The organism is Streptomyces sp. NPDC056169, assembly GCF_042268445.1.
GTDB lineage: Bacteria > Actinomycetota > Actinomycetes > Streptomycetales > Streptomycetaceae > Streptomyces.
The window spans coordinates 197,274-223,588 of the sequence record NZ_JBHJUO010000006.1 but is presented as its reverse complement, the minus strand read 5'-3'; the positions used below and the strand labels follow the sequence as shown (position 1 = coordinate 223,588).

Annotated in this window: 23 protein-coding genes; 21 read left to right on the top strand and 2 right to left on the bottom strand. The window is 73.7% G+C overall.

The window, feature by feature from the left end:
• Positions 1–20 precede the first annotated feature (20 nt).
• Positions 21–1,079, bottom strand: coding sequence for an RNA polymerase subunit sigma-70 (locus ACFC0G_RS11825; RefSeq protein WP_376401029.1), 1,059 nt, complete (start codon positions 1,077–1,079; stop codon positions 21–23).
• Here ACFC0G_RS11825 and ACFC0G_RS11820 point away from each other — a divergent pair.
• The 12 genes from ACFC0G_RS11820 to ACFC0G_RS11765 all read left to right on the top strand — a co-directional run bounded on the left by ACFC0G_RS11820 (position 1,078) and on the right by ACFC0G_RS11765 (position 12,526).
• The gene (locus ACFC0G_RS11820; protein ID WP_376401026.1) at positions 1,078–2,754 is read left to right on the top strand and encodes an MFS transporter; all 1,677 of its coding nucleotides are present in this window, start codon (positions 1,078–1,080) and stop codon (positions 2,752–2,754) included. The two genes, ACFC0G_RS11825 and ACFC0G_RS11820, sit on opposite strands and share 2 nt — an antisense overlap.
• 43 nt (positions 2,755–2,797) lie before the next feature.
• Positions 2,798–3,304, top strand: a complete 507-nt coding sequence (locus ACFC0G_RS11815) for a hypothetical protein (RefSeq protein ID WP_376401023.1) — start codon at positions 2,798–2,800, stop codon at positions 3,302–3,304.
• Positions 3,305–3,502: 198 nt separating this feature from the next.
• Positions 3,503–4,306 (top strand): putative protein N(5)-glutamine methyltransferase, encoded by an 804-nt coding sequence (locus ACFC0G_RS11810; protein WP_376401020.1) that lies wholly within the window; start codon positions 3,503–3,505, stop codon positions 4,304–4,306.
• 23 nt (positions 4,307–4,329) lie between these two features.
• Positions 4,330–5,235: a metallophosphoesterase family protein gene (locus tag ACFC0G_RS11805; protein ID WP_376401017.1), complete on the top strand. Its 906-nt coding sequence runs from the start codon at positions 4,330–4,332 to the stop codon at positions 5,233–5,235.
• A 115-nt stretch (positions 5,236–5,350) separates the two neighbouring features.
• Entirely contained in the window at positions 5,351–6,283 is a 933-nt protein-coding gene (locus tag ACFC0G_RS11800; protein ID WP_376401014.1) for a dihydrodipicolinate synthase family protein, read from the top strand.
• A 119-nt stretch (positions 6,284–6,402) separates the two neighbouring features.
• Positions 6,403–7,407, top strand: a complete 1,005-nt coding sequence (locus tag ACFC0G_RS11795) for a proline racemase family protein (RefSeq protein ID WP_376401011.1) — start codon at positions 6,403–6,405, stop codon at positions 7,405–7,407.
• Positions 7,408–7,468: 61 nt separating this feature from the next.
• Positions 7,469–8,164, top strand: a complete 696-nt coding sequence (locus ACFC0G_RS11790) for a GntR family transcriptional regulator (protein WP_376401009.1) — start codon at positions 7,469–7,471, stop codon at positions 8,162–8,164.
• 264 nt (positions 8,165–8,428) lie between these two features.
• Entirely contained in the window at positions 8,429–9,517 is a 1,089-nt protein-coding gene (locus tag ACFC0G_RS11785; protein ID WP_376401465.1) for a PLP-dependent aminotransferase family protein, read from the top strand.
• A 111-nt stretch (positions 9,518–9,628) separates the two neighbouring features.
• Positions 9,629–10,060 carry a cell division protein SepF gene (locus ACFC0G_RS11780; protein ID WP_024758847.1) on the top strand — a complete coding sequence of 144 codons (432 nt, stop codon included), beginning with the start codon at positions 9,629–9,631 and terminating at the stop codon, positions 10,058–10,060.
• Positions 10,061–10,115: 55 nt separating this feature from the next.
• A complete protein-coding gene (locus tag ACFC0G_RS11775) occupies positions 10,116–11,402 on the top strand; it encodes an ATP-binding protein (RefSeq protein WP_376401006.1) in 1,287 nt (428 codons plus the stop codon).
• Positions 11,403–11,548: 146 nt separating this feature from the next.
• The gene (locus ACFC0G_RS11770; protein WP_376401462.1) at positions 11,549–11,914 is read left to right on the top strand and encodes a nucleotide pyrophosphohydrolase; all 366 of its coding nucleotides are present in this window, start codon (positions 11,549–11,551) and stop codon (positions 11,912–11,914) included.
• A 126-nt stretch (positions 11,915–12,040) separates the two neighbouring features.
• On the top strand, positions 12,041–12,526 hold the full coding sequence (locus ACFC0G_RS11765; RefSeq protein WP_376401003.1) for a DUF6099 family protein: 486 nt from the start codon (positions 12,041–12,043) through the stop codon (positions 12,524–12,526).
• A 47-nt stretch (positions 12,527–12,573) separates the two neighbouring features.
• Here ACFC0G_RS11765 and ACFC0G_RS11760 read toward each other — a convergent pair whose 3' ends face one another.
• Complete coding sequence (locus ACFC0G_RS11760; protein WP_376401501.1) at positions 12,574–12,939, bottom strand: hypothetical protein; 366 nt, start codon at positions 12,937–12,939, stop codon at positions 12,574–12,576.
• 248 nt (positions 12,940–13,187) lie between these two features.
• On the opposite strand from ACFC0G_RS11760, the gene ACFC0G_RS11755 reads away from it, so the two are divergent.
• The 9 genes from ACFC0G_RS11755 to ACFC0G_RS11715 all read left to right on the top strand — a co-directional run bounded on the left by ACFC0G_RS11755 (position 13,188) and on the right by ACFC0G_RS11715 (position 26,307).
• Entirely contained in the window at positions 13,188–14,111 is a 924-nt protein-coding gene (locus ACFC0G_RS11755) for an LLM class F420-dependent oxidoreductase (RefSeq protein WP_376401000.1), read from the top strand.
• A gap of 13 nt (positions 14,112–14,124) precedes the next feature.
• On the top strand, positions 14,125–15,033 hold the full coding sequence (gene mmuM, locus ACFC0G_RS11750) for a homocysteine S-methyltransferase (protein ID WP_376400997.1): 909 nt from the start codon (positions 14,125–14,127) through the stop codon (positions 15,031–15,033).
• A 57-nt stretch (positions 15,034–15,090) separates the two neighbouring features.
• Positions 15,091–16,629 (top strand): 3' terminal RNA ribose 2'-O-methyltransferase Hen1, encoded by a 1,539-nt coding sequence (locus ACFC0G_RS11745; RefSeq protein ID WP_376400994.1) that lies wholly within the window; start codon positions 15,091–15,093, stop codon positions 16,627–16,629.
• Positions 16,626–19,154: a polynucleotide kinase-phosphatase gene (locus ACFC0G_RS11740; RefSeq protein ID WP_376400991.1), complete on the top strand. Its 2,529-nt coding sequence runs from the start codon at positions 16,626–16,628 to the stop codon at positions 19,152–19,154. Before ACFC0G_RS11745 ends, ACFC0G_RS11740 begins: the two co-directional genes overlap by 4 nt.
• A 430-nt stretch (positions 19,155–19,584) precedes the next feature.
• Positions 19,585–20,310 carry a Crp/Fnr family transcriptional regulator gene (locus ACFC0G_RS11735; protein ID WP_376400988.1) on the top strand — a complete coding sequence of 242 codons (726 nt, stop codon included), beginning with the start codon at positions 19,585–19,587 and terminating at the stop codon, positions 20,308–20,310.
• A 90-nt stretch (positions 20,311–20,400) separates the two neighbouring features.
• Complete coding sequence (locus ACFC0G_RS11730) at positions 20,401–21,324, top strand: hypothetical protein (RefSeq protein ID WP_376400986.1); 924 nt, start codon at positions 20,401–20,403, stop codon at positions 21,322–21,324.
• Positions 21,321–23,831 carry a hypothetical protein gene (locus ACFC0G_RS11725; RefSeq protein WP_376400983.1) on the top strand — a complete coding sequence of 837 codons (2,511 nt, stop codon included), beginning with the start codon at positions 21,321–21,323 and terminating at the stop codon, positions 23,829–23,831. The genes ACFC0G_RS11730 and ACFC0G_RS11725 overlap by 4 nt, the downstream gene beginning before the upstream one ends.
• On the top strand, positions 23,828–25,789 hold the full coding sequence (locus ACFC0G_RS11720) for a hypothetical protein (protein WP_376400981.1): 1,962 nt from the start codon (positions 23,828–23,830) through the stop codon (positions 25,787–25,789). Before ACFC0G_RS11725 ends, ACFC0G_RS11720 begins: the two co-directional genes overlap by 4 nt.
• The gene (locus tag ACFC0G_RS11715; protein WP_376400978.1) at positions 25,786–26,307 is read left to right on the top strand and encodes a Pycsar system effector family protein; all 522 of its coding nucleotides are present in this window, start codon (positions 25,786–25,788) and stop codon (positions 26,305–26,307) included. Before ACFC0G_RS11720 ends, ACFC0G_RS11715 begins: the two co-directional genes overlap by 4 nt.
• Positions 26,308–26,315: the final 8 nt, after the last annotated feature.

Genomic DNA, 26,315 nt, shown 5'->3' with positions numbered 1-26,315 from the left:
GGGGGGGAGAGGCGTCGTGCTCAGGAGGGCGTCGTGCCGGTCGTGGGCTTTCGGGGGCGGTCGTCGGGGAGGGAGTGGGGGAGGCCGAAGGCCGGGTAGACGCTGGTGTCGCGGAACCAGGTGATCGCGGTGATCGCGTCCCGGTCCATGGTGAGCACGATGAGTCCGTAGGGGCGGACGATCGCCGCGGGCGGAGTGGGCAGGTAGCAGCCGAGCGCGGGCTGGCCGTTGGCGCGTACGGGAATGGCGCGCAGCGGCACTCCACGGGCCTGCTCGCGGTCGGCGAGGAAGGCGCGGATCGATTCGCGGCCGTGGTACTGCTGCGGCTCGGGCGGCATCGTCAGCCAGGCGTCCTCGGAGAGCAGGGCGACCACGGCGTCGGTGTCGCCGGCCTCCAGGGCGGTGGCGAACAGGCCGGCCAGTTCCCGCTCGCGGGCCGAGCCCGTGCCAGGCTGCCGTCCGGGCTCGGCTCGGTGCTCGCGCAGCACGGCCCGGCCGCGTTGAAGCATGCCCTTGACCGCGGTGGCGCCGGCGCCGAGGATCCCGGCGGCCTCTGCGACAGAGAAGCCGAGGGCGTCACAGATGACGACGGCGGCGCGCTGCCGTGGTGTCAGGTGCTGGAGCGCGGTGACGAAGGCCAGGCCGACCGACTCGCGCAGCTCGTAGCGCGCTTCGGGGCTCGGCCGCCGGTCCGGGAAGGCGTCGAGCACGTCGTCCAGGAGGTGGTCGGGGTAGGGCTGGAGCCAGACCGGCTCGCCGAACCGGGTCGGTTCGGGCAGCGCGGACGCGGTGGTCACGGCGGCCGGTCGGGGGCGGCGGGAGGTGGCGCGCAGGGCGTTGAGGCTGCGGTTGGTGGCGATCCGGTACAGCCAGCCGCGCACGGACGAGCGTCCCTCGAAGCCGGCCAGGCCGAGCCAGGCGGCCAGGAGGGTTTCCTGCACCAGGTCCTCGGCGTCGGAAACCGAGCCGGTGATGCGGTAGCAGTGCAGCTGGAGTTCCCTGCGGTAGGGCTCGGTGAGGCGGCGGAACGCCTCGGCGTCGCCCGCGAGCGCCAGTTGCAGGTCGGGGTCGGTCGTCATGCTCGGCTCCTCGGTTCTGCGGCTCGATCGGGTGCGTTCTTCCGCCGCCGTCTGTTATGACACCGCGCGGGACCGGATCGGAACGCGGCCCGGGACCGGATCGGAACGCGTCCGGGGGCCGGATCGGAACGCGGCCCCGGGACCGGATCGGAACGCGGCCCCCGGACCGGACGGATCTCGGGCCGCGTTCCGATCCGTACGCCGCCGGTGTCAGTACCGGATGACAGCACATCCCCGACCGGAAGGTCTCCGCATGTCGCCCGACAACGCGAGCCCCGCCTGGGTGCTCCGGCTCACCGCCGGAGCCGCCCTGCTGGTGGGTCTCGACGCCACCGTGGTGTCCACCGCGCTCCCCGTGCTCCGCACCGATCTCCATGCCTCCTCGGAGGAGCTGGAGTGGATGGTGAACGCGTACGTCCTCTCCTTCGCGGTCCTGCTGATGACCGCCGCCACGCTGGGGGAACGCTTCGGCCGCAGACGGCTGTTCACCCTCGGCCTCGGACTGTTCGGCGCCGCCTCCGTGGCGTGCGCGCTCGCACCGGGAGCCGGCTCGCTGATCGCCGCGCGGGCCGTGCAGGGTGCCGGCGCCGCGGCGGTGATGCCCCTGGCCCTCACCCTGCTCACCGCGGCGGTGGGACCGGCCGGCAGGGCCCGCGCCCTGGGGTCGTTCACGGCCGTCGTCGGCGTCTCCGTCCCCGCCGGGCCCCTGCTCGGCGGCGCTGTGTGCGAGGGACTCTCGTGGCGCTGGATCTTCTGGATCAACGTGCCCGCCGTGGCGGTCCTCGCCGTACTGATCCTTCGTCACATCCCGGCCACGCGCGGGCCGGCCGTCCGGCTCGACCTTCCCGGGCTCGGCCTGTCCGCGGCCGGCGTGTTCACGCTGGTCTGGGCACTGATCCAGGGCAACGCGCTCGGCTGGACCTCCGCCCGGACACTCGGCGCCCTCGCCCTCGGCGCGCTGCTCCTCGCCGGCTTCGTCCGCTGGGAGGCACGCACCGCACACCCCATGCTGCCCCTCGGCCTGTTCCGCTCCCGGTCCTTCACCGCGGGCAACGTGGCGATCTTCCTGCTCTGGGCCTCCACCTTCGGCTCCGTCTACTTCATGGCCCAGTACCTCCAGACCGCGCTCGACGCCGATCCCCTGGAGGCAGGGCTCCGCCTGGCCCCGTGGGGCGCCATGACCGCGGTGGTGCCCCGACTCGCCGGCATCCTGGTGGCCCGGTACGGGGAGCGGCCCGTCCTGGGTCTCGGCATGGTCCTGCACGGTGCGGCCATGCTGCAGATCGCCGCCGCGGCCCGGCCGGGACTCCCGTACGGGCAGCTCGTCCCCGCCCTGGTCCTGTCCGGGACCGGGGTGGCGCTGGCCATCCCCGCGACGCAGAGCGCCGTCATGGGCGGCGTCGCACCTCAGCACCTCGGCAGGGCGTCCGGCGCCTTCAACTCCCTGCGTCAGCTGGGCGGGGCGTTCGGCGTGGCCCTGCTCGTCGCGGCCTTCACCGCCTCGGGCGGATACGACTCCGCCCGCAGCTTCACCGACGGCTTCTCCGCCGCCCTCGCCGTCAGCGCGGCCATGGCCGGCCTCGCCGCCGCCACCGCCCTCGTCATCCCCGGCCGGGCCCGCACGCGGCCCGTACCGGACGAGACGATCCCCGCCCCCACCACCACACGTGTCTGACCTCCCGTATCCCCCCGTATCCCCACCAGGAATGGACGAACTGATGGACATCGCACAGCTGCGAGACGCCTACCGCACCCTGCTCGACGCCGCCACGGCCGTGGCCGACTCGCCCGCCCCCCTCGACCCGCCGCCCGGCGAATGGAACGCGGACCAGATCCTGTCGCACGTCTCCCTCGTCACCGCCACCACCCTTGCCACCGTCTCCGCGGTCACCGCCGGAGCGAACACCACCTACGACAACCGCATCGCGCAGGACACCTGGACCATCGAGCGCGTCATCCGGCTCACCGGCGGCGGCTCGGGCCTCCGGGACCGTATCCACGTCCAGGCGGACGCCCTGTGCACCCTCGCCGGGGCGACGCTGAGCAAGCCCGAACTCGACACCCAGGTCCCCACGCTGCTCCTCTCCCACGACACCGCCCTCGTCGATCAACCCGTACGGCTCATGGACCTGATCTCCGGCCTCACCGAAGGGGAACTGCCCGGCCACACCCGACAGCTCCTGGCCCTGCTGCCGACAGACACCCAGGACGAACCCGCACTCTGACGTCCGCCGCGGCCGGTCGTCACCGCCGTGACACCCGGGCTTCGGGATGCCCAGGCCGAGGACCTGGGCATTCCTCACGGGCCCCGCGTCGCCTTCGGCAACTGGTCTGACCCAAGGGTGAGATGAGTCCGTCGGATAGTGTGGAGGCCTTTGCTCGATCACCTCCGTGATCTCTGCTGTTTCTTTCGAAAGGCCTTCATGTCCATTCCTTCGCTGGACCACTCCGCAGGCGAATCCGCGGTCGTCTCCCGCCTCCGTGCCGCGGGGTGCGTCTTCGCCGAGGACGAGGCGCGGATGATCATGTCCGCGGCCGGTGACGCCGCGGAGCTCGAGGCGATGGTCGAGCGTCGCGTCGTCGGTCTGCCGCTGGAGCACGTCGTCGGCTACGCCGAATTCTGCGGCCTGCGGATCGAGGTCGACGCCGAGGTCTTCGTGCCCCGGAGGCGTACGGAGGCGCTCGTCCGGCAGGCGGCGGAGCTCGCTCCGGAGCGTGCGGTCGTCGTCGACCTGTGCTGCGGCTCCGGCGCGCTGGGGGTCGCGCTCGCCGCCGCCCTGGGCGAGGCCGAGCTGTACGCCGCGGACGTCGACCCGGCGGCCGTCCGGTGCGCCCGGCGCAATGTCGCTCCGGCCGGGGGCGAGGTCTTCGAGGGCGACCTCTTCGCGGCGCTGCCCGCCGGGCTGAAGGGCCGCGTGGACGTCCTGCTGTCCAACGTCCCGTACGTCCCCACGGTGGAGATCGAGCTGCTGCCGGCCGAGGCCCGCGACCACGAGGCGCGCGTGGCGCTCGACGGGGGCGCGGACGGTCTCGAGGTCCTGCGGCGCGTCGTCGCCGAGGCGGCGGAGTGGCTGGCTCCGGGGGGCGTCCTGCTGTTCGAGACGAGCGAGCGGCAGGCCGACGAGGCCGTGGCCGCGGTCACGCGGGCCGGCCTGCTCGCACGGGTCGCCACCGACGACGACCTGGACGCCACCGTGATCATCGCGAGCCTGCCCGACACCGCCTGAGCGACAAGGGAAAGAGGTCATTCATGGAGAGCAACCCTTCTCCTCGTACTCCTCACGATGCTCGTACTCCTCGTACCCCCCGTGCCCCTCGCGAGCCGCAGCTTCTCGCCATCAGCGACCTGCACGTCGCCCACGAGGAGAACAAGCGGATCGTCGAAGAGCTCCGTCCGTCGTCGGACGGCGACTGGCTGATCGTGGCCGGTGACGTCGGGGAGCTGAGCGAGGACATCACCTGGGCGCTGCGGACGCTCAGCGAGAGGTTCGCCCGAGTGATCTGGAGCCCCGGCAACCACGAGCTGTGGACGCCGAAGGAGGACCCGGTCCAGCTGCGGGGCGTCGAGCGGTACGAGTACCTGGTGGACGTCTGCCGCGGCCTGGGCGTGCTCACCCCGGAGGATCCGTACGCGCTGTGGGAGGGCGACGGCGGCCCGGTCCGGATCGCGCCCCTCTTCCTGCTGTACGACTACACCTTCCGCACGCCGACGGCCGCGAACAAGGAGGAGTCGCTGGAGCAGGCCTACGAGGCGGGGGTGGTGTGCACCGACGAGTTCTTCCTGCACCCCGACCCGTACGCGGGCCGCGAGGACTGGTGCGCGGCGCGGGTGGCCCTCACCGAGCGGCGCCTCGCGGAGTGCGACCCCGACGTCCCGCTCGTCCTGGTCAACCACTGGCCCCTGCTCCGCGAACCCACCCGGATCCTGCGCTACCCGGAGTTCGCCCAGTGGTGCGGGACGGAACGCACGGCGGACTGGCACCGCCGGTTCAACACCGCCGTGGCCGTCTACGGACACCTCCACATCCCCCGGACCACCGTGCACGACGGCGTGCGCTTCGAGGAGGTGTCGGTCGGCTACCCGAGGGAGTGGAAGCGTCCGGGCCACCCCCGGAACGTGCCGCGCCCGGTCCTCGTGCCGCAGAGTGCCCCCTGAACACCTGCTGAACACCCCCTTCCCTTCCCGTCAGCCGCCACAGTCACCCGATTCACCCTCTTGTGGCCCTACCGGAGATAGATAAAATGTCACACACCATATAAGGGAGTCCCTCATGGCCCACGAGCATGCCCCGGCACAGCCTGCCCAGAGCGGGCACCGTGCCCACCCCTGGCACGGCATCATGGTCGCCACCGCCCTCCCGCTGCGCGACGACCGGTCCGTCGACTACGACGCGTACGCCGAGCACGTGGCCTGGCTGATCGCCAACGGCTGCGACGGGGTCGTCCCGAACGGTTCCCTCGGTGAGTACCAGACCCTGACCGACGACGAGCGCGCCCAGGTCGTCCGTACCGCGGTCGAAGCCGCGGGTGACGGGGCGCGGGTCATGCCCGGGGTCTCCGCGTACGGGAGCGCCGAGGCGCGCCGCTGGACCGAGCAGGCCGCCGAGGCGGGGGCCGGTTCGGTGCTGCTCCTGCCGCCGAACGCCTACCGGGCCGACGAGCGGGCCGTACGCGCCCACTACGCCGAGGCCGCCGCCGTCGGCCTGCCCGTCGTCGCGTACAACAACCCGCTCGACACCAAGGTCGACCTCACGCCCGCCGTGCTGGCGCGCCTGCACGGCGACGGCAGCATCGTCGCCGTCAAGGAGTTCAGCGGTGACGTCCGCAGGGCGTACGAGATCGCCGAACTCGCCCCGGAGCTCGACCTCCTGATCGGCGCCGACGACGTCCTCCTGGAGCTGGCCCTCGCCGGCGCGGTCGGCTGGGTCGCCGGATATCCGAACGCCCTGCCCCGCAGCTGCGCCACGCTCTACCGGGCCGCCGTCGCCGGTGATCTCGGCGTCGCGCTCCCTCTCTACAAGGCCCTCCACCCGCTCCTGCGCTGGGACTCCAAGGTCGAGTTCGTCCAGGCGATCAAGCTCTCCATGGACCTCGCCGGGCGCCACGGGGGAGCCACCCGCCCGCCCCGCCCGCCGCTGACGCCCGAGCAGGACGCCGTCGTGCGCGCCGCGACCGAGAAGGCGCTCGCCGAGGGACACGCGTGAGCTTCGTAGCGGGAGTCTCCGTCGGCTCCGTAGCGGGAGCCTCCTCCGGCTCCGTAGCGGGAGCCTCCGTCGGCTCCGTAGCAGGAACCTCCATCCGTCCGTACGTCTGAAGGGGACCCATGCGTACGCGTCATGTCTTCCATGCCGTCGACTCGCACACCGAGGGCATGCCCACGCGTGTGATCACCGGTGGTGTCGGGGTCATTCCCGGTGCCACGATGGCCGAGCGCCGGCTGCACTTCATCGAGCACCTGGACCATCTCCGTACGCTCCTGATGTTCGAGCCGCGCGGGCATGCGGCGATGAGCGGTGCGATTCTTCAGCCGCCCACCCGGCCCGACGCGGATTACGGCGTGCTGTACATCGAGGTGTCCGGGCTGCTTCCGATGTGCGGTCACGGCACCATCGGTGTCGCGACCGTGCTCGTCGAGACGGGGATGGTGCCGGTCGTCGAGCCCGTCACCACCGTCCGCCTCGACACGCCTGCCGGGCTCGTCAGTGTCGACGTCCGCGTCGAGGACGGGCGGGCGTGTTCCGTCACCTTCACCAACGTTCCCGCGTTCTCCGTCGCGCTCGACCTCAAGACGGAGGTGCCGGGGCTCGGCACCGTCACGTACGACCTCGCCTACGGCGGCAACTTCTACGCGTTCGTCGAACTCGACTCCCTGGGCCTGCCGTTCGACCGCGACCACAAGGAGGAGCTGCTCGCGGCCGGACTCGCCGTCATGGACTCGATCAACGCGGGCCCCGACCGGCCCGTCCACCCCCTCGACCCGGCCTTCGCCGGCGTGAAGCACGTCTACCTGGAGGCGCCCGGCTCGGACGCCACCCGCTCGCGGCATGCCATGGCCATCCACCCGGGCTGGTTCGACCGCTCCCCGTGCGGCACCGGCACCTCGGCGCGCATGGCCCAGCTGCACGCCCGCGGCGAGCTCCCGCTCGACACCGACTTCGTCAACGAATCCTTCATCGGTACGGAGTTCACCGGCCGGCTCGTCGGCGAGACGGAGGTCGGCGGCCTGCCCGCCGTCGTCCCGACCGTCACCGGCCGCGCCTGGATCACCGGCACCGCGCAGTACTTCCTCGACCCCGACGATCCCTTCCCCGCCGGGTTCCTCCTCTGAGACGCGCCAGAGAAACGTGACATTGTACGATGCTCCTCCGTGACTTCTCGGAGGACGCACGATGGGTGACCTGAAACAGTACGGCCTCGTGAGAGCGCACGAGCGGCTCCGCGACCAGGTCGGGCACGCCCTCCGGGCCGCCCTGATCGCCGGCGAACTCCGCCCGGGGCAGGTCTACTCGGCCCCCGGACTCGCCGCCGACCTCGGCGTCTCCGCGACACCGGTCCGTGAGGCGATGCTCGACCTGGCCCGGGAAGGCCTGGTCGAGCCCGTGCGCAACAAGGGCTTCCGCATCACCGAGGTCAGCGAACGGGACCTCGACCAGTTCACCGAACTGCGGACCCTCATCGAGGTCCCCACCATCGGCCACGTCACCCGGAAGGCCACCCCGGAGCAGCTGGAGGAACTCCGGCCGGTCGCCCAGGAGATCGTGTCCCGCGCCAGGGAACACGACCTCATCGGCTACCTGGAGGCCGACCGCCGCTTCCATCTCGCGCTGCTCGCGCTCTCCGGCAACGAGCGCCTGGTCGAGACCGTGGGCGAGCTGCGCAAGCGCTCCCGCCTCTACGGCCTGACCGGCCTGGACGAGGCGGGGAAGCTGGTCTCCTCCGCCGAGGAACACCTCGAACTCCTCGACCTGATGGTCGCCGGTGACGCGGGCGGCGCCGAGGACTGCATGCGCCGACACCTCGGCCATGTGCGCTCCCTCTGGGCCGACGCCCGCGACGAACCGGTCGGGCGGGCAGCGGTCTCGTAGGCGCCGGAAGCCTCAACTCGGTTGATTCTTCCGGGATTCCGTACACCTGGACAGGGCGCGGGCCGTCTATATGCTGACGCCATGCTTTCCGCCGCCTCGACGCCCGCGAACGCCTCCTCGGCCTCGGCTTCGGCCCCGTCTTCCGCCTCGGCCTCGTCCGCGTCCGCGTCCGCCTCCGTCCCCGCTCCCGGCACCGCCGCGCGGCTGTCCAGCGTCGCGTCGTCGCCGGTACGGGAGATCCTGGCGCTCACCGCGCGCCCCGAGGTGATCTCCTTCGCGGGAGGACTGCCCGCCCCCGAGCTGTTCGACGTCGCGGGGATCCGAGCGGCGTACGACCGTGTCCTGGCCGAAAACCCGCAGCGGGCGCTCCAGTACTCGACCACCGAGGGCGACCCGGAACTGCGCACCGCGATCGCCGGCCGGCTCGCCGCGCGCGACCTGCCCACGGACCCCGACGACCTGCTGATCACCACGGGCTCGCAGCAGGCCCTCACGCTCCTCACCACGGCCCTCGTCGAACCGGGCGATGTGGTGCTCGTCGAGGACCCCTGTTACCTCGCGGCCCTCCAGACCTTCGCCTTCGCCGGTGCCCGTGTCGTCCCCGTGCCCACCGACGACCAGGGCGTCATCCCCGCCGCGCTGGAGGAGATCGCGGCGCGCGAGAAGGCCACCCTCCTCTATCTCGTCCCCACCTTCCAGAACCCCACGGGCCGCACGCTCCCGGCCGAGCGCCGTGCCGCCGTCGCCGGCGCCGCCGCGCGGCACGGGTTCTGGATCGTCGAGGACGATCCGTACGGCGAACTCCGCTACGACGGCGAGCGCGTTCCCTGGATCGCCGCCGACCCCGCGGCCGCCGACCGGACCGTCCTCCTCGGCTCCTTCTCCAAGGTGATGGCACCCGGGCTCCGGCTCGGCTACCTGCGCGCTCCGGCCGGGCTGCGCCGCGCGTGCGTGATCACGAAGCAGGCCGCCGACCTGCACACCTCCTCCATCGACCAGGCCGCGGCCGCGCGCTATCTGCGCGACAGCGACCTCGACGCGCACGTCGCGGGGGTGCGGGCCGCGTACCGGGAGCGCAGGGACGCCATGCTCGAAGGCCTGCCTGCCGCGCTGCCCGAGGGCAGCCGCTGGAACCGGCCCGAAGGCGGCATGTTCATCTGGGTCACCCTCCCCGAGGGCCACGACGCGACGGCACTCCTCAAGACCGCCGTCGGCCACGAGGTGGCGTACGTTCCCGGGGCGCCGTTCTTCTGCGGGGAGCCGGACCCGCGCGCGATGCGGCTGTCGTTCACCACGCACTCGGCCGAGGAGATCAGGGAAGGCCTGCGCAGACTGGCCAAGACCTTCGCCTGAGGCCGCGGCTGACGGGTCGAGGGGCCGGTCGTCGGCCCCTTCCGCTCGCCGTCCCGCCATGACCTCGTGTCGTTGTTGGGCCGAACGGGTGAGGAGCGGGAGGATGGGCCCATGAGTAGGTACGAGAGGTACGACGTCACCGACGAGCAGTGGGAGGGCCTCGCCCAGGTCGTGCCCCTGCGCGGCCGTGACGAATGGCCGTCCAGGGTCGACCACCGCACGATCCCCGAGCAGTACGAGTCCGCCGAGCAGCGCCGCATGATCGTGCTGCGGGTCCAGGTGTTCGCCGACGCCCGTGAGGTCGCCGAGTACCTCATCGCCCAGATCCCGGTGCTCCTCGATCTGACGAGCGCCGACACCGATGTCGCCAAGCGCATCCTCGACTTCAGCAGCGGCGTCGTCTTCGGCCTCGGCAGCGGGATGCACCGCGTCGACCGGAACGTTTTCCTCCTTGCCCCGGCCGGTACGGAGGTCGAGGGTGCGGAGGGCGAGGACGGGGAGGAGGTCGTGGGCGGCCGGACCGCCGGTGTCCCCCGTTCGTAGGAAGGTCATCTGGACGTAACGGTTCGTCAGAGAGCGGGCTGCGTACGGTCCGGGCATGGACCTCACCGGCGGCAGCACGCTCGCCCGCACCCCACGCGCCCACCCCTCCGACGCGCTTCCCTCCGGCGCCCTTGCCGGGCGATCGGGGGTCGTTCCTTCGGGGGCTGTTCCTTCCGGAGCTGTTCCTTCGGGGGGCGTTCCCAGGGGCGGGGGCGGGCGGGGCGTCGCCCGGCCGGTCGTCACCGAGCTGCGCCTGTCCGCGTTCGCCGGGCACCGCGGTGCCGTCCACGCGCTCGGGCCCGTCACCCTCTTCGCCGGGCCCAGCGGAAGCGGCAAGTCCACCACGCTCCGGGCGTACGAGGCCCTGGCCCGGCTCGGCGCCGGCGACTCCCTCGACGAGGTGTTCCCCGACGCGGCCGACTGCGTTCCCGAGCGCGCCCGGCCCGACGCCCAGGGCCGACGCGGCTTCCGGATCGGGTGCACGGTCGACGGGCCGGCCGGCCCGGTCCACCTCGACCTCGCCGTCCAGGCCGAGCCCCGGCTCCGGATCGTCGGCGAGCGGCTCACCGGACGGGGCCGCACCCTCCTCGCCACCGCGCTGCGCGACCCGGGCCGCAGCACCGTCCAGGCCGAGTGGCACACGGCCGGCGCCACCCCCGTCACGCGGGCACCCCTCCCCGACGACCTGCTCGGTACGGCCCTGCTGCCGCTGCGGGTCGCGGGCAAGACCCCCGGACAGCTGGAGGTCCTGGCCGCCGCCGAGCAACTGGTCATCGGGCTGCGATCCGCCTTCCCCTGCGACCCCCGGCCCGAGGGGATGCGGGCTCCCGTCCTCCCCGGCGAAGGGCGGCTGCGGCGCGACTGCGCCAACCTCGCCGAGGTCCTGCACCGCACCCACACGGACTGCCCGCGCAGACACCACCGCCTCGCGGCCGTGGCGGGCGCCGGCTGCGCGGGGCCCGTCACGGGGCTCGGCGTGCAGCAGCTCCGGGACGGCACCGTCCGCGCCGTCCTCGAACGGGGCGGTCGGCCCGCGACGCCGCTCGGCCGCCTCGGCGACGGTGAACTGCGCTACCTCGCGCTGGCGCTCACCCTGCTCACGGGCCCCGGCGTGCTCGCGATGGACCGGATTGCCGAGGTGCCCGACGCCATGCAGAGCCTGACCCTGCTCGCCGACGGCCTGGACCGGGGGCTCGACGGGCGCCAGGTGCGCGAACTGCTCGGCCTCGCCGTGGGCATCGCCGCCGACGGGCACATCCGGGTCGCGGGGGCGGTCGGGGAGCAAGGGGCGGGGGAGGCGCGTCGGGTGCCCGGGGTGACGGTGGTAGACCTGGGCGTATGACGGAGAACGAGACGGCGGGCGTCGAGACGCCGGGCAGCGAGATGTCGGGCGGCGAGACGGTGGGCGGCGAGACGGTGGGTGAGGGCGTGTTGGGCGGGGACGTGGTGCGCGGCGACGTGGTGCGCGGTGACGCGGCAGGGCTTGACGTGGCGGCGCTGCAGCGCAGGCTGGCCGCGTTCGCGGCCGCCCGTGACTGGCAGCCGTTCCACACGCCCAAGAACCTGGCGGCGGCGCTCAGCGTGGAGGCGTCCGAACTCCTGGAGATCTTCCAGTGGTTGACCCCTGAGCAGGCGGAACGGGTGATGGACGACCCCGAGTCGGCGCATCGCGTGGCGGACGAGGTGGCCGACGTGCTCGCCTATCTGCTCCAGTTCTGCGAGGTGCTCGGGGTCGACCCCCTGGTGGCGCTCGCGGCGAAGATCGACAGGAATGAGGTCCGATTTCCCGTCCGGCGGCGGGGTGGAGGGGAAGGCGGCGGGGCCGCGACAGGAGATCGTCACTCTTCGGAGTGATCGACTTTTCCCCGTCGAGCCTACTGTCCACAGATTTCCGAATTCCCCTGGTGTTGGGGCTCAGGCGGCCTCACTCTGGGTAGTGGAATGAGTGGGCGGTAAGTCGTACGAACGGGGGCGGCGTTGATGGAAGCAGAGCGGCTCATCGCGGCCGGGCGGCACGCGCTGGCGGGGAGCGGGACAGCACAGGACATCGTGGCGGAGGCCTGGCAGGCGCAGGCGCTCGCCCAGGCGATGGGAAGTCATCTCGCGCTCTGCGGGCCGCTGGAACTGCGCGGCGAGGCGCGGGGGTTGAGCGAGATCGGGGAGTACCCGGCGTGGGGGTCCGGTGGGCCGCGTGCGGCGCAGTTGACCGAGGTGGGCGATCCGGTCGTGGCGTTGACGGCGCTCGGGGCGCTGCTCGGGGACGTGGGGATCGCGCTCGTCGGGGTGGCCTGCGCCACCGACGAGGAGGGGCTCTACTGGCAGTGCATCGAGGCCATCGACGCGGTCGACGAGTCGAACGACCGGGTGGGCGGGATGCTGCGGAGGCTGGAGGTGCGGGACCGTGAGCGGACCCGTCCGCCCGACCCGGCCCGAGGCCGGGCGGGCCCCGGGCCGGGTCCGGCGTGAACGGCGGACGGCGATCGGCCGGGGGCTGTGCGGCGGCCGCGGTGGCTCTAGAAGAGGGGGCGCGCGTCGCCGGGGGCAGGGCGGCCGTCGGCGGCCGGACGGCCGTCGGGCTCGTGGCCGGCGCCCTCGCGGTGCTCGCTTCCGTGACCGCGCTGATCGCTGCAGTACTGATCGGCGTCAGGGTGTTCCGGTCCGGGCCGGTCCGTGCCGGGCGGGGTGGGCTCCGGGTCCAGGCGGTCGGCCGAGGACTGGATGTCGGCGTCGAGCTGGGAGAGGTCGGCGGAAAGCGCTGCCATCAGCTCCTCCATCTGCTGGAGCAGGCCCTTGGGCGCGCCGGCGGCCTTCTGCTCGGGCACGGACGGCGGCGCGGACTGCTCGGGCACGGCCCGCTCCGGCGCGGCTTCCTGGGACATGGCGGCCTCCTCGGCCCGGCCCCCGCCGCCGTGGCGGGGACACGAGAGAGAGCGACGCACCGGCAGCGGCCGCCGGCACGCGGGCCGGGCGGTCCGGCTCCGCCCGAGCCAACGACGGGTCCCGGGCCACGGTCACTGGCCGGGGTGGACGCGGCCCGCCACGGGGACGGATATTCACCCGACCGTGCCGGAGCCGCCCGCGAGCTGACGGAGAGGTTGACACGCACCCCACGGTGCAGGATGGAGGCATGGATCTTCGCATCTTCACCGAACCCCAGCAGGGGGCCGACTACGACACCCTCCTCACGGTGGCCCGGGCCACCGAGGAGCTCGGATTCGACGCCTTCTTCCGCTCGGACCACTACCTCAGCATGGGCTCGTCCGACGGGCTTCCCGGACCGACGGACGCCTGGATCACCCTGGCCGGGCTGGCCAGGGAGACGAAGCGGATCCGCCTCGGGACCCTGATGACGGCCGGTACGTTCCGGCTTCCCGGAGTCCTCGCCATCCAGGTCGCCCAGGTCGACCGGATGTCCGGAGGCCGGGTCGAACTGGGGCTCGGCGCGGGCTGGTTCGAGGAGGAGCACAAGGCCTACGGCATTCCGTTCCCGAAGGAGAAGTTCGGCCGGCTGGAGGAGCAGCTGGCGATCGTCACCGGCCTGTGGGAGACCGAGCTCGGCAAGACCTTCTCCTACGAGGGGGAGTACTACCGGCTCACCGACTCGCCCGCCCTGCCGAAGCCCGCGCAGGACAGGATCCCGGTGCTGATCGGCGGCCACGGCGCGAGCCGCACCCCCAGGCTGGCCGCGCGGTACGCGGACGAGTTCAACATCCCGTTCGCCTCGCTGGAGGACAGCGAGCGGCAGTTCGGCCGGGTCCGGGCGGCGGCGGAGGCGGTGGGGCGGCCGGCCGGCGACCTCGTGTACTCCAACGCGCTGGTCGTGTGCGTCGGCAAGGACGACGCGGAGGTGGCCCGTCGGGCCGCCGCCATCGGGCGGGACGTGGACGAGCTCAAGGCGAACGGTCTCGCGGGCTCGCCCGCCGAGGTCGTCGACAAGCTCGGTCGGTACGCGGCCATCGGCTCCTCCCGGGTGTACCTCCAGGTCCTCGACCTCGACGACCTGGACCACCTGGAGCTGATCTCCGCGCGCGTCCAGTCGCAGCTGGGCTGAGCGGGGTGAGCCGATGACACCGGTCCGTACGTTCGCCGAGGCCCTCGTCGAGGGCGCGCTCGTCCTCGACGGCGGGTTGTCCAACCAGCTGGAGGCGCAGGGCTGCGACCTCTCGGACGGGCTCTGGTCCGCGCGGCTCCTCGCCGACGGCCCCGAGCAGATCGAGGCGGCGCACGCGGCGTACGTACGGGCCGGTGCCCGGGTGATCACCACCGCCGCCTACCAGGCCACCTTCGAGGGCTTCGCCCGGCGGGGCGTGAGCCGGGCGGAGACGGCGCGGCTCCTCGCCCGGAGCGTGGAGCTCGCCCGGGCGGCGGCGGAGCGTGTGGGGGAGGAGGTGTGGGTGGCTGCGTCCGTCGGGCCGTACGGGGCGATGCTTGCGGACGGGAGTGAGTACCGGGGGCGGTACGGGCTGTCCGTGCGGGAGCTGGAGCGGTTCCACCGGCCCCGGATCGAGGTGCTCGCCGCGGCCGGGCCCGATGTCCTGGCCCTGGAGACCGTGCCCGACGCGGACGAGGCGGAGGCGCTGCTGCGGGCGGTCGAGGGGTGCGGGGTGCCGGTGTGGCTCTCGTACACGGTCGAGGGCGGGCGGACCCGGGCGGGGCAGGAGCTGGCGGAGGCCTTCGCGGTCGCCGCCGGGAACGACCAGGTCGTGGCGGTCGGGATCAACTGCTGCGACCCGGCAGGGGTGGGGTCCGCCGTGGAGCTCGCCGTCGCCGTGACCGGGAAGCCGGCCGTGGTCTACCCGAACAGCGGGGAGCGGTGGGACGCCGGGGCCCGGGGCTGGCGCGGCGACGTCACCTTCGACCCGTCGCGCGCCGTCGCATGGGCGGGAGCCGGTGCCCGGCTGATCGGTGGCTGCTGCCGTGTCGGACCGGCCGCGATCACCGCTCTGGCCAGGGAGCTGACGCCCGGGAGCTGACGCGGGTGCGCGGAAAATGCCTGGTCGGGCGGGCAAGGGCCGCTCATACTCGGGCATGTGTTCCTGACAATCAGCACCATCGGCAACTCGGAGCGACCCGCGACCGATCTCGGTTTTCTGCTGCACAAGCATCCCGAGCGGGCGCAGGCGTTCTCGACCTCGCACGGCACCGCGCACGTCCTCTACCCCGAGGCGAGCACCGAGCGGTGCACCGCGGCACTCCTCCTGGAGGTGGATCCCGTGGCGCTGGTGCGCCGCGGCAAGGGCAAGGGCCGGGGCGGCGCCCCCGACTCCGCGCTCGCGCAGTACGTGAACGACCGGCCCTACGCGGCGTCCTCGCTGCTGGCCGTGGCACTCGCCAAGGTCTTCAAGACCGCGCTGCACGGTGTGTGCCAGGCGATGCCCGAGCGGGCCGCCGCTCCGCTGCCGCTGCGGATCGAGGTCCCCGCGCTCCCCGCCAGGGGCGGCGCCGACCTCGTCCGCGCGCTGTTCGGGCCGCTGGGCTGGGCCACGGTGGAGGCCGAACCGATCGTGCTGGACGGCGAGTTCCCCGAGTGGGGCGACTCCCGGTACGTGCGGCTCGTGCTCGAAGGCGAGCTGCGGCTCGCCGACGCGCTCAACCAGCTGTACGTGCTGCTGCCCGTCCTCGACGACGCCAAGCACTACTGGGTCGCGCCCGACGAGGTCGACAAGCTGCTGCGCGCCGGGGACGGCTGGCTCGCCGGGCACCCGGAGCGGAAGCTGATCACCGCGCGCTATCTCTCGCGCCGCTGGGGCCTGACCCGTGAGGCGACGGAGCGGCTCGAACTGGTGCGGCTCGCCGAGGCCGAGGGCCTCGACGTCGAGGACGTCGACAATGCCGTCGACGAGTCCAGCGACACGGAGGAGCGGCCCGTGCCGCTCGCCGAGCAGCGCAGGGAGGCGATCCTCGCCGCCCTGCACACGGCCGGAGCGGCCCGCGTGCTCGACCTGGGCTGCGGGCAGGGCCAGTTGGTGCAGGCACTGCTCAAGGACGTGCGCTTCACGGAGATCGTGGGCGTCGACGTGTCCGTGCGGGCGCTGACCGTCGCCGCGCGGCGACTGCGGCTCGACCGGATGGGGGAGCGGCAGGCCGCCCGGGTCACGCTGCTCCAGGGCTCGCTCGCGTACACCGACAAGCGGCTCGCCGGCTACGACGCGGCCGTGCTCAGCGAGGTGATCGAGCACCTGGACCTGCCGAGGCTGCCGGCGCTCGCGTACGCGGTGTTCGGCGCGGCCCGGCCCCGTACGGTGCTCGTGACCACGCCGAACGTCGAGTACAACGTGCGCTGGGAGTCGCTGCCGGCCGGACACGTCCGGCACGGCGACCACCGCTTCGAATGGACCCGGGAGGAGTTCCGGGGCTGGGCGGTCGGAGTCGCCGGACAGTACGGGTACGGCGTCGAGTTCGCCCCTGTCGGACCGGACGACCCCGAGGTCGGCCCGCCCACGCAGATGGCCGTCTTCACCCGTACCGAGACCACGGCCGAGACCACGGCCGAGGCCACGGCCGAGACCACGGCCGAGGCCACGGCCGAGACCACGACCGACGAGACCTTGAAGGAGGTCACGGCATGACCCGCACCCTGCCCGTCACCGACCTGTCCCTCGTGGTGCTCGTCGGTGCCACCGGCTCCGGCAAGTCCACCTTCGCCCGGCGCCACTTCAAGCCGACCGAGATCGTCTCCTCCGACTTCTGCCGGGGGCTCGTCGCCGACGACGAGAACGACCAGTCCGCGAGCAAGGACGCCTTCGACGTCCTCCACTACATCGTCGGCAAGCGGCTGGCGGCCGGGCGGCTGACCGTCGTCGACGCCACCAACGTGCAGCAGGAGGCCAGGCGCCAGCTCGTCCAGCTCGCCAGGTCGCACGACGTGCTGCCGATCGCGATCGTCCTCGACCTGCCGGAGGACGTCTGCCGCAGCCGGAACGCCGGCCGACCCGACCGCGCGGACATGCCCGCGCACGTCATCCAGCGCCACCGCCGCGAGCTGCGCCGTTCGCTGCGCGGACTGGAGCGCGAGGGCTTCCGCAAGGTCCACGTCCTGCGCTCCGTCGAGGAGGTGGACGAGGCCGGGATCGTGCTGGAGCGCCGCTTCAACGACCTGCGTCACCTCACGGGACCCTTCGACATCATCGGTGACATCCACGGCTGCCGGTCCGAGCTCGACACCCTGCTCGCCACGCTGGGATACGTGGACGGACACCACCCCGAGGGGCGCACGGCCGTCTTCGTCGGCGACCTCGTCGACCGGGGCCCCGACTCGCCGGGCGTCCTGCGGCGCGTCATGGCCATGGTCGCCGCGGGCGACGCCCTCTGCGTGCCCGGCAACCACGAGAACAAGCTCGGCCGCTGGCTGAAGGGCCGGAAGGTCCAGGAGACCCACGGGCTCGCCGAGACGATCGAGCAGCTGGCGGGCGAGAGCGAGGAGTTCAGGGCCGAGGTCGCGCAGTTCATCGACGGGCTCGTCAGCCACTACGTCCTCGACGGCGGTGCCCTCGTCGTCTGCCACGCCGGGCTGCCGGAGAAGTACCACGGCCGCACCTCCGGCCGGGTGCGTTCGCACGCGCTGTACGGGGACACCACAGGGGAGACCGACGAGTTCGGGCTGCCGGTGCGCTACCCGTGGGCGGAGGACTACCGGGGCCGGGCCGCCGTCGTGTACGGCCACACGCCCGTACCGAACACCTCCTGGATCAACAACACCATCTGCCTCGACACCGGGGCCGTGTTCGGCGGGAAGATGACCGCGCTGCGCTGGCCGGAGCGCGAACTCGTCGACGTACCCGCCGAGCGGGTCTGGTACGAGCCGGCCCGGCCGCTCGTGACCGAGGCGCCCGGCGGGCACGAGGGGCGACCCCTGGACCTGGCCGACGTGCAAGGGCGGCGGATCGTGGAGACCCGGCAGCTCGGGAACCTCGCCGTGCGCGAGGAGAACGCGGCGGCGGCCCTGGAGGTCATGAGCCGGTTCGCCGTCGACCCCCGGCTGCTGACCTACCTGCCGCCGACCATGGCCCCGACCGCCACCTCGCGCGCCGAGGGGTATCTGGAGCACCCGGCCGAGGCCTTCGCCCAGTACCGGGCGGACGGCGTCGAGCGGGTCGTGTGCGAGGAGAAGCACATGGGCTCCCGGGCCGTGGCCCTGGTCTGCCGCGACGAGGAGGCGGCCCGCGAGCGCTTCGGCGTCACCGGTGTGACGGGCGCCCTGCACACCCGTACCGGACGGCCCTTCTTCGACGACCAGGCCGTCACCGAGCAGGTCCTCGACCGGCTGCGGACCGCGATCGGCGCCGCCGGGCTCTGGGACGAGCTGGGCACGGACTGGCTGCTGCTCGACGGGGAGCTCATGCCGTGGTCGCTCAAGTCGGCCGGGCTGCTGCGCTCGCAGTACGCGGCGGTCGGCGCGGCCTCCGGCGCCGTCCTGCCCGGGGCGGTCGACGCCCTGGAGCGGGCGGTGGCGCGCGGGGTCGAGGGGCTCGACGGGCTCCTCGCCAAGCAGCGGGAGCGGCAGGTGGACGCGGCCGCGTTCACCGAGGCGTACCGCAGGTACTGCTGGCCGACCGAGGGCCTGGAGGGCGTGCGGTTCGCGCCCTTCCAGCTCCTCGCGGCGCGCGGGCGTTCGCTCGCCGCCGTGCCGCACGACGAGCAGCTGGCCTGGCTCGACCGGCTGGTGGAGCACGACCCGACGGGGCTGCTCCAGGTCACCCGCAGGCTCGTCGTCGACACCGGCGACGAGGCCTCGGTCCGCGCGGGCACCGACTGGTGGCTGGAGCTGACCGGAGCCGGCGGCGAGGGCATGGTCGTCAAGCCGCTGGCGGCGCTCGTCCGTGACGCCAAGGGGCGGCTCGGGCAGCCGGGCGTGAAGGTGCGCGGCCGGGAGTACCTGCGGATCATCTACGGTCCCGAGTACACCCGGCCGGAGAACCTGGAGCGGCTGCGGCAGCGGTTCCTCGGCCACAAGCGGTCGCTGGCGCTGCGCGAGTACGCACTCGGCCTGGAGGCGCTCGACCGGCTCGCGGACGGCGAACCGCTCTGGCGGGTCCACGAGGCCGTCTTCGCGGTCCTCGCCCTGGAGTCGGAGCCGGTCGACCCGAGGCTCTGAGCCGGGAGGCGTGACGCTCTCCGAGCCGGGAGGCGTGGTGCTCTGGGCCGAGGGGCGTGACGCTCTCCGAGCCCGGCGGAGTGAGGCTCTGGTCCGGGAGTGATCCGAGAGGCGTGACGCTGCGGTCGCGGGGGCTTCCACGGGAGTTCAGCGGTGCTTCAGCACGGCTTCCGTGGCGGTTCCGTGATTCTTTCGTGCTGCTCCGACGGGGGGCGCAGGGGTGCCGGGAACGGCGCTCCCCTGCGCCCCCCGTGCTCGTTGACGCCGCCGTTCCGCACCTCTAGCGTTCTTCACCCCACGAGGTGACACAGTGTCAACAATGTGGCGGGACATGCCACATGAGGTGCGAACACACACGCGAAGGGCGCCGGTCGATCACCGGTGGGCGGTCTCCCCGAGGGGAGGCGGACGGTACGGGGGTGAACGGGTGATGAGTCTCTTCGGGCAGGACCGTTCCTTCCTGCACGCCCTCCCGGCGGCCGACCGCCGCTCCCTCATCGCCGAGGGCGCCCGCCGCGCCTACGAACCCGGGGAGGTGATGATCCGCGAACACGACACCAGCGCCTACGTCCTCGCGCTGCTCTCCGGCTGGTCCGTCGTCTCCGTCGGCACCGAGCGCGGCTCCCGGCTCATCCTCGCCCTGCGCGGCGCCGGCGAGGTCGTCGGCGACCTCGCCGCCGTCGACCTGCGGCCGCGCAGCGCCACCGTCACCGCGCTCGGCGCGGTCGAGGCGGTGGCCGTCTCCGGCGACCGCTTCCGGCGCTTCCTCGCCGCCCGGCCGCACGCCACCTCGCTGATCATGCGCCAGCTCGCCACCCGGCTGCGCAGCGCCGACGTCGAACGCCGCGCGCTCGCCTCCGAGACCGTGCTCCAGCGCCTCGCGGCCCGCCTCGTCGAACTGGCGGAGCGCGCGGGCCGGCCGGCCGACGCCGGGACCGTACTGGAGCTCCCGCTGCCCCAGCACGACCTGGCCGCGGCCATCGGAGCCACCCGGGAGGCCGTGGCCAAGGCACTGCGGCTGCTGCGGGAACAGGACGTCGTCCGCACCGCGAACCGCACCGTCATCGTCATCGACATGCGGGTCCTCGTGCTGCTCGCCGAGGGGCGTGCGCGCCCCCGCGCGGAACAGGCGGACGAATCTCCGCCGGATGTGTAAACGGCTACATCGCCGGTCGCGGAACGCGGCCAGTCTGGACACGCACCACCACGGCACCAACGGCACCACGGCATCCGACAGGGAGTCCGAGTGAGCAGTGCGGGAGTGAACGGGGCGCACGGGGAGGCGGTTTCGCGCCGCGAAGCCGCCTCGGGCGGGATCCACCGGTTCGTCGTCTTCGGCGACATCTGCGGGTCCGGCACCCTGGACATGGCCGAGAAGCAGCTGCACCGCACGGCGATGTACGCGGCGTTCGACGAGGCGTACGCCTCCGTCGGCGTCGAGCCCGGCACCTTCCACCAGGAGGACCGGGGGGACGGCGTCCTCGCCGCGCTGCGCCCCGACATGCCGCCGAGGCTCATGGTCGGACGGTGGATCGACACCCTGTACGAGAGCCTCCGCGCCCAGAACACGGGCCGGAGCCGGCGGCTGCGCCTGCGGATCGGCATGAACGCGGGACTCGTGGTCCAGGACCGGCACGGGCTCGTCGGGCGGGCGGTGGACCTCGCCGCGCGGCTCTGCGACAGCCCCACGGCCAAGCGGATCATGGCGGAGACCCCCGACGTCGACCTGCTCGTCGTGGTCTCCGACTGGCTGTACGGGAACGTGGTCGCCGAGGGCGGGCGGTACGTGGAGCCGGACCACTACCGGCGGGCCCGGATCCGGTCCAAGGAGACCGACGAGGCCGCCTGGTTCCACGTCCCGCGCCGGACCGCGCCGCCGCTGATCGGGCCCGAGGGGGAGCTCCCGCAGGAGGGGGCGGACGAGGGGGCGGACAACGGCGCGGACGGGGGCGCGGGCGCGAACGGGGGCGCCTCCGGGGGGCGGCGGGTGCCCGGGGTGGATTCAGGGACCGGCGTTGGGCCGTCGCGGGGGGACGGCCCAACGCCCCGAACCGGCGGGGGGAACCGCACGTACCACGTCGGGGGCGACCTGCTCGACGTCCACGGCAACACGATCCACGGCGGGTTCACCGGAATCCGCAAGGACGCGGGGGCGGGTGAGCGGGAGTGAGCGACCACGACGACGGCGCGTCCGCGAACGACGCCCAGGACGCGGGCCGCGGCGCCGACGACCGGGGTGGGGACCGAGGCGGAGACCGAGGTGGGGACCGAGGTGGGGACCGAGGCGCGGACAGGGGTGGGGAGAGGGGCGGAGACCGGGGATCGGGCCGGGGGTCGGACCGAGGATCCGAGCGGGGCTCGGAACGGGGGTCCGAGCGGGGGCCGGACCGCGGTGCGGGACGGGGGGACCGGGACGGCGACCGGGCGGGCGGGGCCGACCGGGGGGACGGGCCGGGGGACCAGCCGCGCGAGCCGAACGTCTTCGCGTCCGCCGACCGGGGCCCCCTCGGCGGCGAGGGCGACACCGGCGGCGCCGCCACGGCACGGCGCGCCGTCCGGACCTGGGCGAGCGCGGCGGGCGACCGCCACACCAACATCCAGGGCGACGGCACCGTCTTCGAGGGCAACCAGTTCTTCTCCCTGTACGCCTCCGAGGAGTCCGCGCGCTTCGTCCGGGGCCCCGTCCCGCCCGAGGCGCTCGACCACCTCGGCCGGGTGTACTGCGAGACCGCCGACTACGCGCGCATGAAGCGGCAGCTCCGCGAGCGCCGGGTCCTCGTCCTCTGCGGCGAGCCCGGCAGCGGTCGCAAGGCCACCGCGCTCGCCCTCCTCGACGAGCTCGCCGAAGGCCAGATCTTCCGGCTGGACCCGCGCCACGGCGTCGACGAGATCACGGACGAGGCCCTCCAGGACAGCGGCGGCCACCTCCTGGAGCTGCTCACCGAGGACGTCAGGACCGAGAGCGAACCGCGGCACTCCCGTTCGGGCCCCGGCGGCGACGGCCCCACCTCCGCGCGCCGCCCCGCCACCCGCCTGTCCGAGCTGCACCTGGACCGCTTCGGAGAGCTGCTGCGCGGCCGTGACGCGTACGGGGTCGTCCTCGTCGAGAACGGCGAGCTCGCCGACCGGATGCTCCGCGGACGGTACGGGATGTACTGCGCGCCGCCGCCCGCCGACGAGGTCCTCCGGCGCCACCTCCGCGACCTGCTGCGCGCCGAGCCCGCCGAGGCCCTCGACGGCGCGCAGGCGCTCGCCGTCCGCCCCGACATCGTCACGGCCCTCGGCCTGGAGGAGCTGCGGCCGCGCGAGGCCGCGCGGCTCGCGGACCACCTCGCCCGTCACTGGCGGGGCGAGGTGACCGACGAGCAACTCCGCGCCGACTGCGCCGCCTTCGTGACGGCGCAGGCCCGCGAATGGTTCGCGGGCGCGGACCGCCCCGGCACGCTGCCCGAGGCGCTCCCCGCCCTGAGCGCGGGAGCGTTCCGTATCGCCGTCGCCGTCTTCGACGGCTCCGCCTACAGCCTCGCGGCCGAGGCCTCCGAACTCCTCGCCTGGGAGCTCGCCGTCACCCTCGACCCCGAACACGCCCCGGGAAGGCGGCTGTTCGGCACGCACGCCGAGCACCGGCCGGTGCGGGCCCGGGCCGTCCTTGAGGACGGCGAACTGGACCTGGGCCCGGCGAAGGTGCCGGTGCGGGCGGTCCGTTTCCAGGGGGAGGCCCTGGCCGGCGCCGTGCTCGGCGAGATCTGGCACGGCTACCACAACGTCCGCGGTCCGGTGGCGCGCTGGCTGCGCGCCCTGTGCGACGACCCGCGCGCCGAGGTGTGGGTGCGGGCCTCCGTCGCGGCCGGCGTGCTCTGCTCCTGGGACTGGATCCACGGATTCCGTGAGCTGATCGTGCCCCTCGCCGTGACGGACGCGCCCGTGGCCCGGCTCGCCGCCGCGACCGCGCTCGCCGAGTCCGCCCGTGACCCCCGCATCCGGCCGGCCGTCGCCGCGGTGCTCAAGGACTGGGCGGTCTCCGCGGACTCCGGGCTCGTCGGGACCGCGCTGCTGGCCCACGGTTACGTGCTCGCCGCCGGGGACGTGCCCGGCTCGCTCGACGCGCTGGCCCGGGTCGTCCGGGTCCACGAGGCGTCCGACGCCGACGTGCTCGGGGCCGCGGCCTTCAGCGCGGCCCGGCTGCTCGCCTCCGGCGAACCCGAGCCCGTGCTGCGGCGCTTCGGCCACTGGCTCGACGACGGCCGGCTCAACCTCGCCAACCTGGTCCACCTCGCCGTCATCCGCGCGCTGAGCACCCGGACCACCCACCTCTGGGGCCTGCGGGACGTGCCCGAGCTCGACCCGCACGCGGCCCGCCCGCTGCTCGTCGCCCTGCTCGCCACCCACCCCGCGCTCGCCCCCGACCTCGCCCGGCTGCTGCGGCACACGCTCGCCACGGCACGCTCCGGCGAGGTGGCCCTGGAGGCCCTCGGGAGCCTGCTCCGGCGGGCCGCGAAGGACGAGGAGGCGCTCGGCCACGTCTGCCGCTTCCTGCCGCTGCTCGCCGTGGACCGCCGCGACCGCGACCGCCTCAGGGGCCTGCTGAACGAACTGGTCCGGGACCGCGACAGGCCCCTGGGCAGAGGCGCGGCGCGCCGCATGTGGGACGCCGTGACGGAAGGAGCGAACCGATGACCGGGCCCGAGCAGAACAGGGGTGCGCGGCCGGACGGGCAGGCGCGGTGGGACGAGCGGACGCCGGAGGGACGGGGCGCGGACCGGCGCGCGCCGGACGGCCGGGCACGGCAGCGGTACGACGACGGGCCCGGGCGCGCGCGGGACGACAGGGACCGGCAGCAGCGCGACGAGCGGGAACGGCAGCGGTACGACGGGCCGGGCGAGGCGCGGTACGGGGACCGGGACCGGGATCGGGACCGGGGCAGGAATCGGGACGGGGGCCCGGACAGGGACCGGGGCAGGGACCGGGAACGGGAACGCGGGTCGGACCGCGAACAGGGGCAGGAGGGCGCGCGGGTGCCGGAGGGTCAGGAGTGGGAAGAGGGGCGGGACGGGGGACGGGACGGGGGACGGGACGAGGCGCGCGGAGAGATGCGGGGTGAGGGGCGCGTACGGGAGCAGTGGAGCCCCGAGGCCTCCGGAAGGCCGCGCGGGCCGCTCCTCGGCGAGTACGCACCCCCGTACCGCCGCCGGAGCGGCCGGGTCGCCGCGGTTCTCCTCTACCGCAACGGCGGACACCGCGTGGTCTGGCCGGATCGCTACGAGGACGTCAACAAGCCGCTGCTCGGCTCCCCCTACACCGTGTTCGAGGTCCAACTCGGCCGCAACGTCACGGAGTTCCGGCTCCAGCTGCCCGCCTCCGGGGACGGCGTCTTCTTCGAGGCCGTCGCCAGGGTCCAGTGGGTGGTGACCGATCCGCACCTCGTCGTCCAGGAACAGGTCGAGGACGTCGCCGAGTTGCTGCACGACGAGCTGCTCGACAGGCTCCGCCGGCTGTCCCGCAGGTTCCGGATCACCGAGGCGCAGCGCGTGGACGAGGCCGTCCAGGACGAGCTGGGCGCCGGACGCCTCGTCCTCGGCCGGGACATCGGGCTCAAGACCCGGGTCCATGTCTTCATCGACCTCGACGACTCGGTGAAGGCCGAGGTCTACCGTCGGGACAGGGTCGGCGTGACCATGGAGGCCGACGCGCGCGAGGCCGAGGCGGAGCGCCGCAAGGACGCGGCCGACCGGGCCCTGATCGCCGAACGGGCCCGTGAGATGGAGGTCCTGTTCCGGCGCGGCGACCTGGCCCAGATCGCCCACCACATGGCGATGAACCCGGACAAGCAGTGGGACATGCGCATGCAGCTCCAGCGGGAGCGGCGCGAGGGCCAGGAGGACTACCTGGCCGTCTTCAACCGACTCCTGGACACCGGTGTCCTGGAACGGCACGACATCGGCGAGCAGATGTACCAGGTCCTGATGTACCTGCGGACGCAGACCAGCAACGTCGTCGGCGGCATCACCGACCACGTGCTCAACCCGGCGGGCGGACCGGGGGGTTCACGGTCGCGGCGCGCCCTGGAAGAGGGTGCTCCGGAGCCGGTCCGACCGGACTGGGGCGACGAGTACGGGGACGGCAGGGAGACCCGGGGGAGCAGGGAGACCCGAGGGAGCAGGGAGTCCCGGGGGAGCCGGGAGTCCCGGGGGAGCCGGGAGACCTGGGAGACCCGAGGGAGTGGGGAGAGCAGGGAGAGCAGGGAGAGCAGGGAGAGCGGGGGCAGCCGCGAGCACGGAGAGCGCGGAGAGCGCGGAGACCACGGAGGCGACGGAGAGCGCGGCGAGCGTGGCGATGCCCCGCACGACCGGCGGGTGTACGAGCCGACCCACGTCGAGTCGGGCTCCGACCGCGAGCGCGAGCGCGAACGGGAGCGGGACAGGGACAGGGGCGGGTACGCCTACGGCGACGGGGACCGCGAGCGGGGGCCGCGCCGCCGGGGCGGCGACCGGGACCGGTACGAGGGTGACGCCCCGTACGACCGCTTCGACCGTGACGATCCGTACGACCTGGAGGGCACCGACCGGCGGCGGACCTCCGGGAGCGCGCGCCCGGGCCGGCACAGCGAGGAATTCGACGACTGGGAGGAGGAGTGACGACCCCGGACCCGCAGGGAAGCGCCGCCCCGGCCCCCGCCGCACCGGTGGCGCCCGAAGAGCTGCGGTTCATGGCCGAGCGGCTGCTCTCCACCGTTCGCGAGGACATAGGGCGGGCCGACACCAAGGCCGCGATCCTGCTGTCCGGCGCCCTCGCCTTCCTCGCGGTCGTGTTCTCCGGGGACCGCGCCCTGGTGCCCAGGGCCGGGGTCGGCCTGGGCCTCCTCCTGGTGGCGGGCGCGCTGTGGACCGCCGGCGTCCTGATGCTCGTGTCGGTGGTCCTGCCCCGCACCCGGATAGGAGCGGACCGCACGCTCCTGCGCGACCTCGCGACGGGGCCGTCCGAAGGCGAACTGCGCGAGCGGCTGGCCCCGCCCGGCGCGGACGCCACCGGCTGGCTCCTCGAACAGGCCAGCGTGCACGGACTCGTGCTCGCGGCGAAGTACCGGTGGCTGCGCCTGGGCGTGTGCGCGCTCGCGCTCGGCGCCCTCCTGGCCCTCCTCAGCGAACTGTGGTGAGAGTGACG